This window comes from Mycobacterium sp. HUMS_12744610 (assembly GCF_041206865.1).
GTDB lineage: Bacteria > Actinomycetota > Actinomycetes > Mycobacteriales > Mycobacteriaceae > Mycobacterium > Mycobacterium servetii.
Genome location: NZ_JBGEDP010000001.1, coordinates 3,849,809 through 3,867,841, shown reverse-complemented (window position 1 = coordinate 3,867,841; position 18,033 = coordinate 3,849,809). Strand labels below are relative to the sequence as shown.

18 protein-coding genes are annotated in these 18,033 nt (G+C 71.0%); 14 read left to right on the top strand and 4 right to left on the bottom strand.

Annotation, left to right across the window (positions count from 1 at the left end):
• The first annotated feature begins 75 nt into the window (after positions 1–75).
• From AB8998_RS18510 to aroQ, 10 genes are all read left to right on the top strand, one after another.
• Positions 76–465 (top strand): secondary thiamine-phosphate synthase enzyme YjbQ, encoded by a 390-nt coding sequence (locus tag AB8998_RS18510; protein ID WP_369741645.1) that lies wholly within the window; start codon positions 76–78, stop codon positions 463–465.
• 169 nt (positions 466–634) lie between these two features.
• Positions 635–3,340, top strand: a complete 2,706-nt coding sequence (alaS, locus tag AB8998_RS18505) for an alanine--tRNA ligase (RefSeq protein WP_369739205.1) — start codon at positions 635–637, stop codon at positions 3,338–3,340.
• On the top strand, positions 3,341–3,859 hold the full coding sequence (gene ruvX, locus AB8998_RS18500) for a Holliday junction resolvase RuvX (protein ID WP_369739204.1): 519 nt from the start codon (positions 3,341–3,343) through the stop codon (positions 3,857–3,859). It abuts the gene before it with no gap.
• Positions 3,852–5,087, top strand: coding sequence for an endolytic transglycosylase MltG (locus AB8998_RS18495; protein WP_369739203.1), 1,236 nt, complete (start codon positions 3,852–3,854; stop codon positions 5,085–5,087). The genes ruvX and AB8998_RS18495 overlap by 8 nt, the downstream gene beginning before the upstream one ends.
• A complete protein-coding gene (locus AB8998_RS18490; RefSeq protein WP_369739202.1) occupies positions 5,065–5,874 on the top strand; it encodes a shikimate dehydrogenase in 810 nt (269 codons plus the stop codon). Before AB8998_RS18495 ends, AB8998_RS18490 begins: the two co-directional genes overlap by 23 nt.
• A gap of 10 nt (positions 5,875–5,884) precedes the next feature.
• Positions 5,885–6,292 (top strand): prepilin peptidase, encoded by a 408-nt coding sequence (locus AB8998_RS18485; RefSeq protein WP_369739201.1) that lies wholly within the window; start codon positions 5,885–5,887, stop codon positions 6,290–6,292.
• A 113-nt stretch (positions 6,293–6,405) separates the two neighbouring features.
• Positions 6,406–7,614: a chorismate synthase gene (aroC, locus tag AB8998_RS18480; RefSeq protein ID WP_369739200.1), complete on the top strand. Its 1,209-nt coding sequence runs from the start codon at positions 6,406–6,408 to the stop codon at positions 7,612–7,614.
• On the top strand, positions 7,614–8,144 hold the full coding sequence (locus AB8998_RS18475) for a shikimate kinase (protein WP_369739199.1): 531 nt from the start codon (positions 7,614–7,616) through the stop codon (positions 8,142–8,144). Before aroC ends, AB8998_RS18475 begins: the two co-directional genes overlap by 1 nt.
• Positions 8,141–9,229: a 3-dehydroquinate synthase gene (gene aroB, locus AB8998_RS18470; protein ID WP_369739198.1), complete on the top strand. Its 1,089-nt coding sequence runs from the start codon at positions 8,141–8,143 to the stop codon at positions 9,227–9,229. The genes AB8998_RS18475 and aroB overlap by 4 nt, the downstream gene beginning before the upstream one ends.
• Positions 9,217–9,660, top strand: coding sequence for a type II 3-dehydroquinate dehydratase (aroQ, locus tag AB8998_RS18465; RefSeq protein ID WP_369739197.1), 444 nt, complete (start codon positions 9,217–9,219; stop codon positions 9,658–9,660). The genes aroB and aroQ overlap by 13 nt, the downstream gene beginning before the upstream one ends.
• Before the next feature lie 15 nt (positions 9,661–9,675).
• Here the strand turns inward: aroQ and AB8998_RS18460 are convergent, their stop codons facing one another.
• Positions 9,676–10,428 (bottom strand): B-4DMT family transporter, encoded by a 753-nt coding sequence (locus AB8998_RS18460; protein ID WP_369739196.1) that lies wholly within the window; start codon positions 10,426–10,428, stop codon positions 9,676–9,678.
• Positions 10,429–10,461: 33 nt separating this feature from the next.
• On the opposite strand from AB8998_RS18460, the gene AB8998_RS18455 reads away from it, so the two are divergent.
• Genes AB8998_RS18455 through AB8998_RS18440 form a run of 4 tightly spaced genes read left to right on the top strand, consistent with a single transcriptional unit; the run spans position 10,462 to position 15,532 of the window.
• On the top strand, positions 10,462–11,577 hold the full coding sequence (locus AB8998_RS18455) for a M24 family metallopeptidase (protein ID WP_369739195.1): 1,116 nt from the start codon (positions 10,462–10,464) through the stop codon (positions 11,575–11,577).
• 14 nt (positions 11,578–11,591) lie between these two features.
• Positions 11,592–12,155: an elongation factor P gene (gene efp, locus AB8998_RS18450; RefSeq protein WP_369739194.1), complete on the top strand. Its 564-nt coding sequence runs from the start codon at positions 11,592–11,594 to the stop codon at positions 12,153–12,155.
• The gene (nusB, locus tag AB8998_RS18445) at positions 12,152–12,643 is read left to right on the top strand and encodes a transcription antitermination factor NusB (protein WP_369739193.1); all 492 of its coding nucleotides are present in this window, start codon (positions 12,152–12,154) and stop codon (positions 12,641–12,643) included. Before efp ends, nusB begins: the two co-directional genes overlap by 4 nt.
• A 42-nt stretch (positions 12,644–12,685) precedes the next feature.
• A complete protein-coding gene (locus AB8998_RS18440; RefSeq protein WP_369739192.1) occupies positions 12,686–15,532 on the top strand; it encodes an aminotransferase class I/II-fold pyridoxal phosphate-dependent enzyme in 2,847 nt (948 codons plus the stop codon).
• A gap of 4 nt (positions 15,533–15,536) precedes the next feature.
• On the opposite strand, the gene AB8998_RS18435 is transcribed toward AB8998_RS18440, so the two are convergent.
• From AB8998_RS18435 to AB8998_RS18425, 3 genes are read right to left on the bottom strand one after another with little or no spacing between them, the layout of a single operon-like run.
• The gene (locus AB8998_RS18435; RefSeq protein WP_369739191.1) at positions 15,537–16,076 is read right to left on the bottom strand and encodes a GNAT family N-acetyltransferase; all 540 of its coding nucleotides are present in this window, start codon (positions 16,074–16,076) and stop codon (positions 15,537–15,539) included.
• On the bottom strand, positions 16,077–17,285 hold the full coding sequence (locus tag AB8998_RS18430) for a serine hydrolase domain-containing protein (protein ID WP_369739190.1): 1,209 nt from the start codon (positions 17,283–17,285) through the stop codon (positions 16,077–16,079). It abuts the gene before it with no gap.
• The gene (locus AB8998_RS18425; RefSeq protein ID WP_369741644.1) at positions 17,282–17,917 is read right to left on the bottom strand and encodes a class I SAM-dependent methyltransferase; all 636 of its coding nucleotides are present in this window, start codon (positions 17,915–17,917) and stop codon (positions 17,282–17,284) included. Before AB8998_RS18425 ends, AB8998_RS18430 begins: the two co-directional genes overlap by 4 nt.
• Positions 17,918–18,033 lie beyond the last annotated feature (116 nt).

Here is an 18,033-nt window from a genome sequence, read left to right as displayed (position 1 = left end):
ACCGTGTGGCAACCGTCACACGGAATTGGCCGCGTCCTGCGGCCCCGCCGTAGGCTGGGCCGGGTGCAAACCGATGTGTTGGACGTGGACACCTCCCGGCGCCGCACCGTCGATCTGACCGATGCCGTCCGCAGGTTCTGCTTCAGCTGCGGCGACGGGCTGTGCAACGTATTCGTCCCCCACGCGACGGCCGGGGTCGCGATCATCGAGACCGGTGCCGGCTCCGACGACGACCTGGTCGACACGCTGGAGCGGCTGTTGCCGCGCGACGACCGGTACCGGCACTCACACGGTTCGCCGGGCCACGGCGCCGACCACGTGCTGCCGGCGATCGTGGTGCCGTCGGTGACGGTCCCGGTCGCCGGCGGCGAACTGCAGCTGGGCACCTGGCAGAGCATCGTGCTGGTCGACCTCAACCGCGACAACCCGCGGCGGTCGGTGCGGCTGAGCTTCGTGGAGGGTTAGCGGGCCGGTGGCGGAAGCGGCGAACGAGGTACTGTTGGGCGGTCAAGCCAGTCGTTAGACAGTCTCCCCAAAACCCGGCGAATAAGCTGGTTGACGACTTGAAGGGCCGCCGCGCGCCCATCCCGTTCGGGCCGCGGCAAGGCGAGGAAAACAGGAAGAGCGGAAAAGAGTGCAGACACACGAGATCAGGAAGAGGTTCCTCGATCACTTCGTGAAGGCGGGACACACCAAGGTGCCCAGCGCGTCGGTGATCCTCGAGGATCCCAACCTGCTGTTCGTCAACGCCGGCATGGTCCAGTTCGTGCCGTACTTCCTGGGGCAGCGCACCCCGCCCTACTCGAAGGCCACCAGCATCCAGAAGTGCATCCGCACACCCGATATCGACGAGGTCGGGATCACCACCCGGCACAACACGTTCTTCCAGATGGCTGGGAACTTCTCGTTCGGCGACTACTTCAAGCGCGAGGCCGTCGAACTGGCGTGGCGCCTGCTGACCACCCCGGTGGACGCCGGCGGCTACGGCCTGGATCCCCAAAGAATCTGGACGACAGTCTATTTCGATGACGACGAGGCCGTGCGGCTGTGGCAGGAGATCGCCGGGCTGCCGGTCGACCGCATCCAGCGCCGCGGCATGGAAGACAACTACTGGTCGATGGGCATCCCCGGGCCGTGCGGACCGTCCTCGGAGATCTACTACGACCGCGGCGAGGAGTTCGGCGTGGGCGGCGGCCCGATCGCCAACGAGGACCGCTACATCGAGATCTGGAACCTCGTGTTCATGCAGAACGAGCGCGGCCAGGGCACTTCCAAGACCGACTTCGAGATCCTCGGGCCGTTGCCCCGCAAGAACATCGACACCGGCATGGGCGTCGAGCGGGTCGCGTTCATCCTGCAGGACGTGCACAACGTCTATGAAACCGACCTGCTGCGGCCGGTCATCGACACTGTCGCGGCGGTGGCCGCTCGCCCCTACGACGTCGGGAACCACGACGACGACGTGCGCTACCGGGTCATCGCCGACCACAGCCGCACGGCGGCCATCCTGATCGGCGACGGGGTGACCCCCGGCAACGACGGACGCGGCTACGTGTTGCGCCGGCTGCTGCGCCGCGTGATCCGCTCGGCGCGGCTGCTGGACATCGCCGGCCCGATCGTCGGCGACCTGATGGCCACCGTGCGCGATGCGATGGGCCCGTCCTACCCGGAGCTGGTCATCGACTTCGACCGGATCGCGCGCATCGCCGTCGCCGAGGAGACCGCGTTCAACCGCACCCTGGCGTCGGGTTCCAGGCTGTTCGACGAGGTCGTCGGCGCCACCAAAGCAAAGGGCGCCGAGGTGGTTTCCGGTTCGGACGCCTTCACCCTGCACGACACCTACGGCTTCCCGATCGAGTTGACGCTGGAGATGGCATCCGAGGCCGGCCTGCAGGTCGACGAGATCGGCTTCCGCGAACTGATGGCCGAGCAGCGCCGCCGCGCCAAGGCCGACGCGGCCGCGCGCAAACACGCCCACGCCGACCTGAGCGCCTATCGGGAACTGGTCGACGCCGGTCCCACCGAGTTCACCGGTTTCACCGAGCTGACTACGGAGGCAAGGATTCTGGGCATCTTCGTCGACGGCAAGCGGGTGCCGGTGGTCGCGCACGAGGGCCACCGCGAACGCGACGGCGCCTACCAGGTCGAGCTCGTGCTGGACCGCACCCCGCTCTACGCCGAGTCCGGCGGGCAGATCGCCGACGAGGGCACCATCAGCGGCACCGGGGCCGGGCAGAGCGCCCGGGCCGCGGTCACCGACGTCCAGAAGATCGCGAAAACCCTGTGGGTGCACCGGGTCAACGTGGAATCCGGGGAATTCGTCGAGGGCGACACCGTCGTGGCGGCCGTGGACCCGGGCTGGCGCCGCGGTGCCACCCAGGGCCATTCGGGCACCCACATGGTGCACGCCGCGCTGCGACAGGTGCTGGGGCCCAACGCCGTCCAGGCCGGCTCGCTCAACCGGCCGGGGTACCTGCGGTTCGACTTCAACTGGCAGGGTCCGCTTTCCGACGAGCAGCGCACCCAGATCGAAGAGGTGACAAACGAGGCGGTGCAGGCCGACTTCGCGGTGCACACCTTCACCGAGCGGCTGGAGAAGGCCAAGGCGATGGGCGCGTTGGCGCTGTTCGGCGAGGCCTATCCCGACGAGGTCCGGGTGGTCGAGATCGGTGGGCCGTTCTCGCTGGAGCTGTGCGGGGGCACCCACGTGCACAACTCGGCGCAGATCGGGCCGGTGACCGTCCTGGGCGAATCGTCGGTGGGCTCCGGGGTGCGCCGCGTGGAGGCCTACGTCGGCCTCGAGTCGTTCCGCCATCTGGCCAAGGAGCGGGCGCTGATGGCCGGGCTGGCGTCGTCGCTGAAGGTGCCGTCCGACGAGGTGCCGGCCCGGGTGGCCACCCTGGTGGACCGGCTCAAGGCCGCCGAGAAAGAGCTCGAACGGGCCCGGCTCGCGGGCACGCGGGCCGCGGCGGCCAACGCCGCGGCCGGTGCGGAGCGGATCGGTAACGTCCGGCTGGTGGCGCAACGGATGTCCTCGGGGACGACGGCGGGCGACCTGCGCTCGCTGGTCGGCGACATCCGCGGCAAGCTGGGCAGCGACCCCGCGGTCGTGGCGCTCATCGCGGAGGGTGACGGCGGGACGGTGCCGTACGCGGTCGCCGCCAATCCCGCCGCCCAGGACCTCGGGGTGCGCGCCAACGAGCTGGTGAAGCACCTCGCCGTGGCCGTCGATGGGCGCGGCGGCGGCAAGCCGGACCTGGCGCAGGGCTCCGGGAAGAACCCGACCGGCATCGACGCGGCGCTCGACGCGGTGCGTGCGGAGATAGCGCGGGTCGGTTGAGTGGTCCCCACGCCGCATCGCTTGCCAGACCGGCCCGGTGACCCCGATCAGGATCCGGGCCCGGGCCGACGACTCGGCGTCGACGTCGGCAGCGTGCGCATCGGCGTGGCCGCCGGTGACCCCGACGGCATCCTGGCCACCCCGGTGGAGACGGTGCGCCGGGACCGGAGCGGGCGGCACGTGCGCAGGCTGGCCGAGCTGGTCGCCGAACTCGGGGTGGTGGAGGTCGTTGTTGGGTTGCCGCGTACCCTCGCCGACCGCACCGGCCCCGCCGCGCTGGACGCGATCGAACTGGCCGGGAAATTGGGCGAAGTGTTGGCGCGCCGCGTTCCACCCGTCCCGGTGCGGCTGGCCGACGAACGCCTGACCACCGTCAGCGCCCAGCGCTCGCTGCGCTCGGCCGGCGTGCGCGCCCGCGAGCAGCGGGCGGTGATCGACCAGGCGGCGGCGATCGCGATCCTGCAGAGCTGGCTCGACCAGCGCCGCGCCCCGTGCACCGGGGAGCGTGCAGATGGTTGACAGCCAACGGGCCGAGCCGGAGACGATCGGGCCGCCCCGGCACCGGATGAGCCGTTCGGCCCGCAAGCGCGCCGAACGCGGCCGGCGCCGGCGGCGCACCGTGGCCAGGTTCGCGCTCGTCGCCCTCGTCGGCGTGGTGGTGGCGGCCGTGTTCGCCGGCACCAAGCTCTGGCACACGATGTTCGGGTCCGGCGACGACTACACCGGGAACGGCAAGCGCGACGTCGTGATCCATGTCCAGGCCGGCGACTCGACCACCATGGTCGGGGAGACGCTACAAAAGCAGCACGTGGTCAAGACGGTCCGGGCCTTCGTCAACGCCGCGCACGGCAACGTCGCGATCAACGCGATCCAGCCCGGCTACTACCGGCTGCGCACCGAGATCCCGGCGGCCGACGCCGTCGCGCGGCTGACCGACCCGAAGGACCGGGTGGGGCGCCTGGTCATCCCGGAGGGCCGGCAGCTCGACGACACCACCGACATGAAGACCGACAAGGTCAACCCCGGCATCTTCAGCCTGATCTCGCAGGCCACTTGCGTGGACCTCGACGGCAACCGGCGCTGCGTAGCGGCAGGCGACCTGCGGGCGGCGGCGGCCAACAGCTCGCCGGCGGTGCTGGCGGTGCCGCCGTGGGCCATGGAACCGGTGACCGAGCTCGGCAACGACCATCGCCGCATCGAGGGCCTCATCGCGCCGGGGACCTTCAACGTCGACCCCGCGGCCTCGCCGGCGAACATCCTGGCCAGCCTGATCAGCGCCGGGGCGGTGGAGTACATGAAGTCCGGCCTGACCGACACCGCGGCGTCGCTGCACCTCTCGCCCTACGACATCCTGGTGGTGGCCTCGCTGGTGCAGCAGGAGAGCAACACGCAGGATTTCCCGAAGGTGGCGCGGGTGATCTACAACCGCCTGCACGAACACCGCACGCTCGAGTTCGACTCCACCGTGAACTATCCGCTGCACCGCCGCGAGGTGGCCACCAGCGACGCCGACCGGGCCCAGCGGACGCCGTGGAACACCTACGTGTCGCCGGGGCTGCCCGCCACCGCGATCTGTTCGCCCGGTGTCGATGCGCTGCAGGCCGCCGAGCATCCCGTGCCTGGGGACTGGTTGTACTTCGTCACCATCGACGCCCAGGGGACGACCCTGTTCACCCGCGACTATCAACAGCATCTGGCCAACATCGAGCTGGCTAAGCGCAACGGTGTCCTCGACTCCGCGCGGTAGAAAGGCCGGGGTGCTCGGCAAGCCGATCGCCCATTCGAAATCCCCGCAACTGCACCTGGCCGCCTATCGCGCGCTGGGCCTGCACGACTGGACATACGAGCGCATCGAGTGCGGCGCCGAGGAACTGCCGGGCGTGGTCGGCGGTTTCGGGCCCGAGTGGGTCGGCGTCTCGGTGACCATGCCCGGCAAGTTCGCCGCCCTGCGCTTCGCCGACGACCACACCGAACGCGCCGCGCTGGTGGGTTCGGCCAACACCCTGGTGCGCACCCCGGCGGGCTGGCGCGCCGACAACACCGACGTCGACGGCGTGGCGGGGGCGCTCGGGACCGCGTCGGGACCGGCGCTGGTGTGCGGGTCCGGCGGCACCGCCCCGGCCGCGGTGGTGGGGCTGGCCCGGCTCGGCGTCACCGACATCACCGTCGTGGCGCGCGACGCCGCCAAGGCGGCCCGGCTGGTGGACCTGGGTGAGCGCGCCGGCGTCACGGCGCGGTTCTGCGGCCTGGACGACGACGGCGGGCTGGCCGCGCGGGTGGCGGCCGCGGAGGTGCTGGTCAGCACCATCCCGGCGGACGCGGCGTCGCGCCACGCCGACACCTTCGCCGCGATCCCGGTGCTGCTGGACGCCGTCTACGACCCGTGGCCCACCCCGCTGGCCGCCGCGGTCGCCGCCGCGGGCGGCCGGGTGATCGGCGGCCTGCAGATGCTGCTGCACCAGGCGTTCGCGCAGGTCGAGCAATTCACAGGGCTGCCCGCTCCGCGAGAGGCCATGGCCGCCGCGCTGGGTTAGGGTGCCCGGCATGTTGGTCGCGGGGGCGCTGCTGTGGATGGCTGCGCTGAGCGGCTACGACCTCGCGCAGCGACGACTGCCCAACTGGCTCACACTGCCGGGCGCGGTTGCGGTGCTGACGGCCGCCGGCGTTGCCGGGCACCCGCTGCCGGCGATGACGGGTGCGGCTGCCCTGGTCGCGGTGTACCTGCTCGTGTATCTGGGCGCGCCGGCGGCGATGGGCGCCGGGGACGTCAAGCTCGCTGCGGGCCTGGGTGGGCTGACCGGGTGCTTCGGCGCCGGCGTGTGGTTGCTGGCGGCGGTGGGCGCTCCCCTGCTGACGGCGCTGTGGTCGACCCTGCGGGGCGGGCGCGCCGTGCCGCACGGTCCGTCGATGTGCGCGGCTACCGCGGCGGCGGTGGGCGTGGCGGCCTGGTAGCCCGGCGTCATCGCCGAGCGTGAAACGGTTGCGATTTTTCGGCGGTTTTTTCGCCGCAGTTTCACGCTCGGCGCGCTTTAGGCGATGCCTGGTGCACATGGGAGAATGATCCGGTGTTGCGCTGGATCACCGCCGGGGAGTCGCATGGTCGTGCGCTGGTGGCCGTGCTCGAAGGCATGGTCGCTGGCGTAAAGGTCACCTCCACCGACATCGCCGATCAACTCGCCCGCCGCCGACTGGGCTACGGCCGCGGCGCCCGCATGGCCTTCGAGCGCGACGCGGTGACCGTGCTGTCCGGGGTGCGCCACGGCATCACCCTGGGCGGGCCCATCGCCGTCGAGATCGGCAACACCGAATGGCCGAAATGGGAAGCCGTGATGGCGACCGACCCGGTCGACGCCGCCGAGCTGGAGAACTCCGCGGCGCGCAACGCGCCCCTGACCCGCCCGCGGCCCGGCCACGCCGACTACGCGGGCATGCTCAAGTACGGCTTCGACGACGCCCGGCCGGTGCTGGAGCGGGCCAGCGCGCGGGAGACCGCCGCCCGCGTCGCGGCCGGGACCATCGCCCGGTCGTTCCTGCGCCAGGCGATGGGTGTCGAGGTGCTGTCCCATGTCGTCGCGATCGGGCCGTCGGAACCCTACGACGGCCCGCCGCCGCGCGCCGAAGACCTGCCCGCGATCGATGCCAGCCCGGTCCGCGCCTACGACAAGGCCGCTGAGGAGTCGATGATCGCCGAGATCGAGGCCGCCAAGAAGGACGGCGACACCCTCGGCGGCGTGGTCGAGGTCGTGGCGCTGGGCCTGCCGATCGGGCTGGGATCGTTCACCAGCGGCGACAACCGGCTCGACGGCCAGCTGGCCGCCGCGGTCATGGGGATCCAGGCGATCAAGGGCGTCGAGATCGGCGACGGCTTTGCCACGGCGCGGCGCCGCGGCAGCCGTGCCCACGACGAGATGTACCCCGGGCCCGACGGTGTCGTCCGGTCGACCAACCGGGCCGGCGGGCTCGAGGGCGGCATGACCAACGGCCAGCCGCTGCGGGTACGCGCCGCGATGAAACCCATCTCCACGGTGCCGCGGGCACTGGCGACGGTCGACATGGCCACCGGCGACGAGGCCGTCGCCATCCACCAGCGCTCGGACGTGTGCGCCGTGCCGGCCGCCGGCGTGGTGGCCGAGACCATGGTGGCGCTGGTGCTGGCCCGCGCGGCGCTGCAGAAGTTCGGCGGCGACTCGCTGACCGAGACCCGCCGCAACATCGACTCCTACCGGCGCGCGGTCGCCGAGCGGGAGGCGCCGGCGGCCCGTGGGACCGCGTGATGGCGCCCAAGGCGGTGCTCGTGGGGCTGCCCGGCTCCGGCAAGACCACTATCGGGCGGCGACTGGCCAGGGCGCTCGACGTGGAGCTGCTCGACACCGACGCGGCGATCGAGCAACGGACGGGCCGCAGCATCGCCGACATCTTCGCCACCGACGGCGAGCCGGAGTTCCGGCGCATCGAGGAGGACGTGGTGCGCACGGCGCTGGCCGACCACGACGGGGTCGTCTCACTCGGCGGGGGCGCGGTCACCAGCCCGGGGGTGCGCGAGGCGCTGGCCGGCCACCCCGTCGTCTACCTGGAGATCAGCGCCCGGGAAGGGGTGCGGCGCACCGCCGGTTCCACCGCGCGGCCGCTGCTGGCCGGCCCCGACCGCGCCGAGAGGTACCGCGACCTGATGGCCCAGCGCGTCCCGCTGTACCGGCGCGTCGCGACGATCCGGGTGGACACCAACCGCCGCAACCCCGGGGCGGTGGTTCGCAACATCGTGGAGCGGCTGCAGGAAACCGAGCCCAGCGGGGCGGCCACATGACCGGGACGACCGCGCCGGTCACCATCGAGGTGGCCGTCGATCCGCCCTACCCGGTGATCATCGGCACCGATCTGGGGGGCGAGCTGGACCGGCTGCTGTCGGGCCGGCACCGCGTCGCGATCCTGCACCAGCCGGCGCTGGCGGCCGGCGCCGAGGAGATCCGCGCCCGGCTGGCCGGCCACGGCGTCGATGCGCACCGCATCGAGATCCCCGACGCCGAAGCCGGCAAGGAGCTGCCCGTCGTCGGGTTCATCTGGGAGGTGCTGGGCCGCATCGGCATCGACCGCAAGGACGCCCTGGTCAGCCTGGGCGGCGGCGCGGCCACCGACGTCGCCGGCTTCGCGGCGGCCACCTGGCTTCGCGGCGTGTCGATCGTGCACATGCCCACCAGCCTGCTCGGCATGGTGGACGCCGCCGTCGGTGGCAAGACCGGCATCAACACCGACGCGGGCAAGAACCTGGTCGGCGCGTTCCACCAGCCGCTGGCCGTGCTGGTCGACCTCGCGACGCTGGAAACGCTGCCGCGCAACGAGCTGGTCTCCGGGATGGCCGAGATCGTCAAGGCGGGGTTCATCGCCGACCCGGTGATTCTCGACCTCATCGAGGCCGACCCGCAGGCCGCCCCGGACCCTTCCGGTGCGGTGCTGCCGGAGCTGGTGCGCCGCGCGATCGCGGTGAAGGCGCAGGTCGTGGCCGCCGACGAGAAGGAGTCGGAGCTGCGCGAGATCCTGAACTACGGCCACACCCTGGGCCACGCCATCGAGCGCCGCGAACGCTACCGGTGGCGGCACGGCGCCGCGGTCTCCGTGGGTCTGGTGTTCGCCGCCGAACTGGGCCGGCTGACCGGCCGGCTGGACGACGCCACCGCCGACCGGCACCGGGCCGTCCTGACGTCGCTGGGCCTGCCCGTCGAATACGACGCCGACGCGCTGCCGCAGCTGCTGGAATACATGGCCGCCGACAAGAAATCCCGGGCGGGCGTGCTGCGGTTCGTCGTGCTCGACGGGCTGGCCAAACCCGGCCGCCTGGAGGGGCCGGATCCCGCGCTGCTGGCGGCCGCCTACGCGGGAGTGTGCGCCCCGTGATCGTCAACGTCCTCAACGGCCCGAATCTGGGCCGGCTGGGCCGGCGCGAGCCCGGCGTGTACGGACACACCACGCACGACGAGCTGGCCGCGCTGGTCGAGGCCGAGGCCGCCGCGCTGGGGCTGACGGCCGTGGTGCGGCAAAGCGACAGCGAAGCCCAGCTGCTCGAGTGGATCCATGCGGCCGCCGACGCGGAAGAGCCGGTGATCCTCAACGCCGGCGGCCTCACCCACACCTCGGTCGCGCTGCGCGACGCGTGTGCCGAGCTGCGCGCCCCGCTGATCGAGGTGCACATCTCCAATGTGCACGCGCGCGAAGAGTTTCGGCGCCACTCCTACCTCAGCCCCGTCGCGACCGGGGTGATCGTGGGCCTGGGCGTGCAGGGTTACCTGCTGGCCCTGCGCTTTTTGGCTGGCGCGCAGCGGGACTGAGCCGGCCTGTTCGGCTCAGCCGCGCTCCGGCTCCTCGGACGGCTGCTCGGCGACAGCTTCGGTGGCTTCGGTCGCCTCGCCCGCCTCGTCGGCGGGGACCGGCGTGATCACCTCGGTCTTGGCCTCGTCGGCGGCCGTGGGCATGGCCTCGGTGCTGCCGCCCCACGTGGCAGTCGGGATCGTCTCGGTGGGGGCCTCGCGCTCGGCGGTGGCCACCGCCGCCGGGGCGGACGCGGCTGCCGCGGCCGCCGGCACGGCCACCTCCCCGGTGGGGGTGTCGTCGCCGCGCACCGCGGAGAACACGTCGGTGTCGGCCCGCTCCTCGTCGGTGCCCGCCCCGCGTGGCGGCGGATTGCGGTCCACCCGCCAGCGGCCGACCGTCACACCGATGATCGCGGCCAGGAACGCGATGAGCGCGGTGAACGCCGCGAACGTCGTCAGCTCGTTGATCAGCCCCCCGGTGTAGAGGCCCTTGTAGACCAGCGCGATGATCCAGGACACCGCGCCGCTGAGGATGCCGGCCACCAGGCCGGCCAGCAGCCAGGTCATCGCCAGATCCCGGCGCCGGTCCGGGTCGGGGTTGGCCATGGCGTCGGCGCGGCCGTCGAGCACGCCCCACACGAACGCGGCGGCGGTGAACAGCAGCAGCAGCACGATGCTGACCAGCCCGGCCTGGGTCGGCCAGGCGTTGATGATCGTCCCCTGGGTCAGGCGGACGACGACCATCACCCCGGCGAACACCAGTCCGCGCAGCATCCAGTTAGTCATGGGCCCTCAGCGTAGCGAGTACCGTCAAGGGGCGTGACACATTCGCAGCGTCGAGACAACTTGAAGGCGCAAATCGCCGCCCGCGGGCTGGAAGCCATGCTGGTCACGGACCTGATCAACGTCCGCTATCTTTCCGGATTCACCGGGTCCAACGGCGCGTTGCTGGTGTTCGCCGACGATCGTGGCCCCGTGCTGGCCACCGACGGCCGCTACCGCACCCAGGCCGCCGAGCAGGCGGCCGGGATCGAGGTCGCCATCGAGCGCGCCGTCGGCCGCCACCTGGTCGGGCGGGCCGCCGACGCCGGGGTGGGCAAGCTGGGCTTCGAAAGCAACGTCGTCACGGTCGACGGCTTCGACGCGCTGACCACCGAGTTGGCGGACCGCAAAGCGGCCACCGAACTGGTGCGGGCCGCCGGAACGGTGGAGGCGCTGCGCGAGGTCAAGGACGAGGGTGAGGTGGCGTTGCTGCGGCTGGCCTGCGAGGCGGCCGACGCCGCGCTGACCGACCTGGTGCAGCGCGGCGGCCTGCGGCCCGGGCGAACCGAGCGCGAGGTCGGCCGCGAGCTGGAAGCGCTGATGTTCGACCACGGCGCCGACGCGATCTCGTTCGAGACGATCGTGGCGGCCGGCGCCAACTCGGCGATCCCGCACCACCGCCCGTCCGACGCGGTGCTCGCCGCCGGCGATTTCGTCAAGATCGACTTCGGCGCGCTGGTCGCCGGATATCACTCCGACATGACCCGCACCTTCATCCTGGGCAAGGCCGGTAAGGCCGCGGCCTGGCAGCTGGAGATCTATCGGCTGGTCGCCGACGCGCAGCGGGCCGGCCGGGAGGCGCTGGTGCCCGGCGCCGCGCTGCGCGACGTGGACGGCGCGGCCCGCAAGCTGATCGTCGACGCCGGCTACGGCGAGCAGTTCGGCCACGGACTGGGCCACGGGGTCGGCCTGCAGATCCACGAAGCGCCGGGGATCGGCGCCACCTCCGCCGGTACACTACTGGCGGGCTCCGTGGTGACCGTGGAGCCCGGCGTCTATTTACCCGGCCGCGGCGGTGTCCGCATCGAGGACACGTTGGTTGTCCCTGACGAGACCGCCGGGCACGGCCCGGAATTGCTGACCCAGTTCCCCAAGGAACTGACCATCCTCTAGGAGATACACCGACCGTGGCATCGACCGCCGACTTCAAGAACGGACTGGTGCTGGTGATCGACGGCCAGCTGTGGCAGATCGTCGAGTTCCAGCACGTCAAACCCGGCAAGGGGCCGGCCTTCGTGCGCACCAAGCTGAAGAACGTGGTCTCCGGCAAGGTCGTCGACAAGACCTACAACGCCGGGGTGAAGGTGGAGACCGCGACCGTCGACCGGCGCGACACCACCTACCTGTACCGCGACGGCTCGGATTTCGTGTTCATGGACAGCCAGGACTACGAGCAGCACCCGCTGCCGGAGTCCCTGGTCGGCGACGCGGCCAATTTCCTGCTCGAGGGCATGCCGGTGCAGATCGCATTCCACAACGGGGCGGCGCTGTACCTCGAGCTGCCGGTGACCGTCGAGCTCGAGGTCACCCACACCGAGCCGGGTCTGCAGGGCGACCGCTCCAGCGCCGGCACCAAGCCGGCCACGCTGGAAACCGGCGCCGAGATCCAGGTGCCGTTGTTCATCAACACCGGCGACAAGCTGAAGGTCGATTCGCGCGACGGCAGCTACCTGGGGCGCGTCAACGCGTGAGCGGACCCGCGCGCCCCGCGCGTCCCGTCAAAGGACGTCATCACGCCCGCAAACGCGCCGTCGACCTGCTGTTCGAGGCCGAGGCGCGCGGGATGACCCCCGGGGAGCTCGTCGACGTGCGGACCGCGCTGGCCGAGTCCCAGCCCGACGTGAAGCCGCTGCACCCGTACACGGTGACGGTGGCGCGCGGCGTCGGCGAGAACAGCGCGCACATCGACGACCTGATCAGTTCGCACCTGCAGGGCTGGACGCTGGACCGGCTGCCCGCGGTGGACCGGGCGATCCTGCGGGTGTCGGTGTGGGAACTGCTTTATGCCGGCGACGTGCCGGCGCCGGTCGCCGTGGACGAGGCCGTGCAGCTGGCCAAAGAGCTGTCCACCGACGAGTCGCCCGGCTTCCTCAACGGGGTGCTCGGTCACGTGATGCTGGTGACGCCGCAGATCCGGGCCGCCGCCGAGGCGGTCCGCAACCCGGGGCCCGACTCGTGAGCGGGTCACAGTAACTATCCGCACCAAAGGACAGGTGAGGTTATGAGTCGACACACGGGCCGGCCGCGACGACTGCACGTGTCCGCGCTGGCGGCGGTGGCAAACCCGTCGTACACCCGGCTGGACACGTGGAACCTGCTCGACGACGCGTGCCGCCACCTGGCCGAGGTGGACCTGAGCAAGCAGGAGATCCACCACGACGTGGCCAAGGTGCGGCGGCTGATGGACCGGCTGGCCGCCTACGAGCGGTACTGGCTGTACCCGGGCGCGGCGAACCTGGCGACTTTCCGCGCGCACCTGGAGGCGCTCTCCACCGTGCGGCTCGCCGAAGAGGTGTCGCTGGCGGTGCGGCTGCTGTCCGAATACGGTGACCGCGCAGGGCTTTTCGACACCTCAGCGTCGCTGGCCGAGCAGGAGCTGGTCGCCCAGGCCAAACAGCAGCAGTTCTACACGGTGCTGCTCGCCGACGACGCCCCGATGACGGCCCCCGACAGCCTGGCGGAGTGCCTGCGGGCGCTGCGCCACTCCTCCGACGAGATCCAGTACGAGCTGCTGCTGGTCTCCAGCATCGAGGACGCGATCACCGCGGTCGCGCTCAACGGCGAGATCCAGGCGGCGATCATCCGCGACGACCTGCCGCTGCGCTCGCGCGACCGGATGCCGGTGACGAACTCGCTGCTGGGCGCCGTCGGCCAAGGTGGTCAGGACGTGGCGAGCGAAGGCACCCAGGACTGGGTCGAGTGCGCCGAATGGATGCGGGAGCTGCGGCCGCACATCGACCTGTATCTGCTCACCGACGAGTCGATCGCCGCGGAGACCGAGGACGAACCCGACGTCTACGACCGCACGTTCTACCGGCTCAACGACGTCACCGACCTGCACAGCACGGTGCTCGCGGGTCTGCGGAACCGTTTCGCCACACCGTTTTTCGACGCCCTGCGGGCGTACGCGGCCGCCCCGGTCGGCCAGTTCCACGCGCTGCCGGTCGCCCGCGGCGCCAGCATCTTCAACTCCAAGTCGCTGCAGGACATGGGCGAGTTCTACGGCCGCAACATCTTCATGGCCGAGACGTCGTCGACCTCGGGCGGCCTGGACTCGCTGCTGGACCCGCACGGCAACATCAAGGCGGCGATGGACAAGGCCGCCATCACCTGGAACTCCAACCGGACCTACTTCAGCACCAACGGGACCTCGACCGCCAACAAGATCGTCGTGCAGGCCCTGACCCGGCCGGGCGACATCGTGCTCATCGACCGCAACTGCCACAAGTCCCACCACTACGGCCTGGTCCTGGCCGGGGCCTACCCGCTGTACTTGGACGCGTATCCGCTGCCCGAGTACGCGATCTACGGTGCGGTGTCGCTGCAGACCATCAAGCAGACGCTGCTGGACCTCGAGGCCGCGGGACAACTGCACCGGGTGCGCATGCTGCTGCTGACCAACTGCACCTTCGACGGCGTCGTCTACAACCCCCGCCGCGTGATGGAGGAGGTGCTGGCGATCAAACCGGACATCTGCTTCCTGTGGGACGAGGCCTGGTACGCGTTCGCGACCGCGGTGCCGTGGGCCCGGCAGCGGACCGCCATGGTGTCGGCCGAGCGCCTCGAGCAGATGCTGAGGTCGCCGGAATACGCTGCCGAGTACCGGCAGTGGAGCGCGGAGATGGACGGCGTGGACCGCTCGGAGTGGGTTGACCGGCGGCTGCTGCCCGACCCCGCCCGCGCCCGGGTCCGCGTGTACGCCACGCACTCCACCCACAAGTCGTTGTCGGCGTTCCGGCAGTCGTCGATGATCCACGTGCGTGACCAGGACTTCAAGGCGCTGACCCGCGACGCGTTCGACGAGGCGTTTTTGACCCATACCTCGACGTCGCCGAACCAGCAACTGCTGGCGTCGCTGGACCTGGCGCGCCGGCAGGTCGACATCGAGGGGTTCGAGCTGGTCCGCCACGTCTACAACATGGCGCTGGTCTTCCGGCACCGCGTCCGCAAGGATGCGCTGATCAGCCGGTGGTTCCGCATCCTCGACGAGTCCGACCTGGTGCCCGACGAGTACCGCACCTCGTCGGTGAGCTCGTACCGTCAGGTCCGGCAGGGCGCGCTGGCGGAGTGGAACGAGGCGTGGCGATCGGATCAGTTCGTGCTGGACCCGACGCGGGTCACCTTGTTCATCGGGCGGACCGGGATGAACGGGTACGACTTCCGCGAGAACATCCTGATGAAGCGGTTCGGCATCCAGATCAACAAGACCTCCATAAACAGCGTGCTGCTGATCTTCACCATCGGGGTCACCTGGTCGAGCGTGCACTACCTGCTCGACGTGCTGCGCCGGATCGCCTGGGACCTGGATCGCCGGCAGCTCGACCGCGGCAAGGACGACCGCGCCCTGCAGGCGCGCCGCGTCGAGGAGATCACCGAGGACCTGCCGCACCTGCCCGACTTCAGCGAGTTCGACATCGCCTTCCGTCCCGTCGACGCGTGCTCGTTCGGCGACATGCGCTCGGCCTTCTACGCCGGTTACGAGGAGTCCGACCGCGAGCACGTGCTGATCGGGATGGCCGGGCGGCGGCTCGCCGAGGGCAAGACGCTGGTGTCGACGACGTTCGTGGTGCCCTACCCGCCGGGGTTCCCGGTGCTGGTGCCCGGCCAGGTGGTGTCCAAGGAGATCGTCTACTTCCTGGCCCAGCTCGACGTCAAGGAGATCCACGGGTACAACCCCGACCTCGGGTTGTCGGTGTTCACCGAGGCGGCGCTGGCGCGGATGGAGGCCCAGCGCAACGCGGCGACGGCCGCGTTGGGCTCGGCGTTGCCCGTCTTCGCGCTGCCCGCCGACGCCCGGGGCAACGGCAACGGCGACGGCGTGGTGCGGACGGTCACCGACGAGGCCTGAGCCGCTACCGCAGGATCTTGGCGTAGAGCAGGCTGTCCTGCGGCTCGGGCCCCATGGTGGGGTAGACGACGTGCCGGGCGAGGCGGCCCTCCAGGAAGAAACCGGCACGCTCGAGCAGGCGGGTGGACCGCTGGTTGTCGGGGCTGCAGGTGGCCCACACCCGGTAGATCTGCGGGTCGGATTCCAGCGCGTGCAGCAGCATGTCGAGCGCCTCGGACAGCAAACCCCTGCCCCACCAGCGCTTGCCGAGGCAGTAACCGATCTCCACCGAGTGCGGGGCGGTTTGCCGGCAGCTGACCATCCCGACGACCTCGCCGCTGTGTCGCAGCTCGATGACCCAGGTCCGCTCGTCGCCGCCGACGTTGAGCTTCTCGCTGATCACCCGCCGCGTCGCCGCCACGTCCGGGTGGGGCGACCACAGCAGATAGCGGGTGACCTCGGGATCGCGGGCCACCCGCTGGAAGAGCGCACCCGCGTCGTCGAGGACGGGCAGCCGCAGCAGCAGCCGGGGCCCGGCGATGCTGTCAGGCGGGTAGCCGGGCATTCACAGGCCGAGCGCTCGATAGGTGCGACGGACGAATTTCGGCTGCGCCGTGCGCAGTTGGGCCAGCGACGTGTTGCCCGCGACGGCCGTGGCGGCGTCCGCGGTCATGTCGGGCATGTTCTGGATCAGGTACAGCAGGACCAGGTCGTCGGCGGACGGGTCGGCCTGCCACCAGGTGCCGTAGGCGCCGGGCCAGCTGAACGTGCCCAGCCCACCCGGCCCGAACAGTGGGGCGGAGCGCGCCGGATCGGTCACCACCGACAGGTTCAGCCCGAATCCGCGGCCGACCCAGTACGGCGCTCCCAGGAAGTCGTGGCGCTTGAGTTCGGGGGTCAGCCGGTCGGTGCGCATGAGTCGCGCCGACTCGGCGGAGAGCACGCGCACGCCGTCGATGGTCCCGCCGCCGAGCAGCATCCGCACGAACCGCAGGTAGTCACCGGCGGTCGACCACAGCCCGCCGCCGGCGTTGCAGAACGCCGGCGGTTTGATGTGCGGGGTTCCCATGACGTCGTGGCGCAGGGCGCCCTGCTCGTCGATGCGGTACATCGTCGCGGCGCGCCGCCGCGCCTCGGGGCTCACGAAGAAGCCGGTGTCGGGCATGCCCACCGGACCCAGCACCCGCTCGTCGAGAACCCGGTGGAACGGCTTGCCCTCGACACGGGATGCGATGACCCCCAACAGGTCGATGGAGTGGCTGTAGGTGACCCGCTCGCCGGGCTGGTGCACCAGCGGCAGTTTGGCCAGCTCGGCCAGCCACGCGTCGGGCCCCTGGTTGAACGGCAGCCGCACGTAGGCCCGCGAGATGGGCCCGGTCACCGAGAAGCCGTAGGCCAGGCCGCTGGTGTGGGTGAGCAGGTCCTCGATCAGGATGGCGCGCCGCGCCGGGTGGGTGCGGTCCAGCGGGCCGCGTGGGTCGTCGAGCACCCGTACGTCGGCCAGTTCCGGCGCCCAGCGCACGATCGGGTCCTTCAGCGCCAGCCTGCCCTCGTCGACGAGGCTCATCACCGCGGCGACGGTGACGGGTTTGGTCATCGACGCGATGCGGAACAGGGTGTCCTGCCGCATCGGCAGCCCCGCCTCGACGTCGCGGTAGCCGATCTCGTTGACCTGCAGCACTTCTCCGCGCTGCCAGACCAGCGTCACCGCGCCGGAGACCAGCCCCGCGTCGCACACTTCGCGGATGGAGGCCGCGTTGCCCTGCAGGTTCACGAGCGCCGCTGCGCGCGCACGTACCAGAACGACATCTCGACCTGGGTGCCGTCGTGTTCGCGGCGCATCGTGGCGGGCTCCAGCGATGCGATGTCCCAGCCGGCGCCGCCGAGGACATCGCGCAGCGTCTGCTCGGAGACCATCGGGCGGGGCCATCGGTCGTCGACGGGGTTGGCATCGGAGAAGCAACTGATCAGCAACGTCGCCCCGGGCCGGGTCGCGCGGTGGGCCGCGGCGGCGTAGCGGCGCTTCCCGTCGTCGTCGAGACAGTGGAACATGCCGCTGTCGACCACAGTGTCGAAGGCGCCGGTGTAGCCGTCGAGCCTGGTGGCGTCGGCCACCGCGAACCGCACGTCGACTCCTGCGTCGGCGGCCCGCCGTTCGGCGGTGATCAGCGCCGTCGGCGAGAGGTCCAGTCCCGTCACCCGGTAGCCGTTCGCGGCCAGATAGGCGGCGTTGTCGCCGAGCCCGCAGCCGATGTCGAGGACGTCGCCGTGCACCCAGCCGCGGTCGTGCCAGGCGATGACGTTGTCCTTGGGCGCCTTGGTGTCCCAGGGGGGCGTGGTCATGGGCGGGATGCCCTCGCCGGGGCTCTCGCCGCGGTAGAGCGCGTCGAAGTCCATGCGCTGCAACCCCGAGAACCCGGACGATGAATTCGAGTCGGTCATTGGTGCCAGCTTAGGTCTTAGGCGGCGTGCGGTTGCGCCAGCGTGCTGCCGATGCGGGTTTCGAGTTCGCTGCGGTCGAT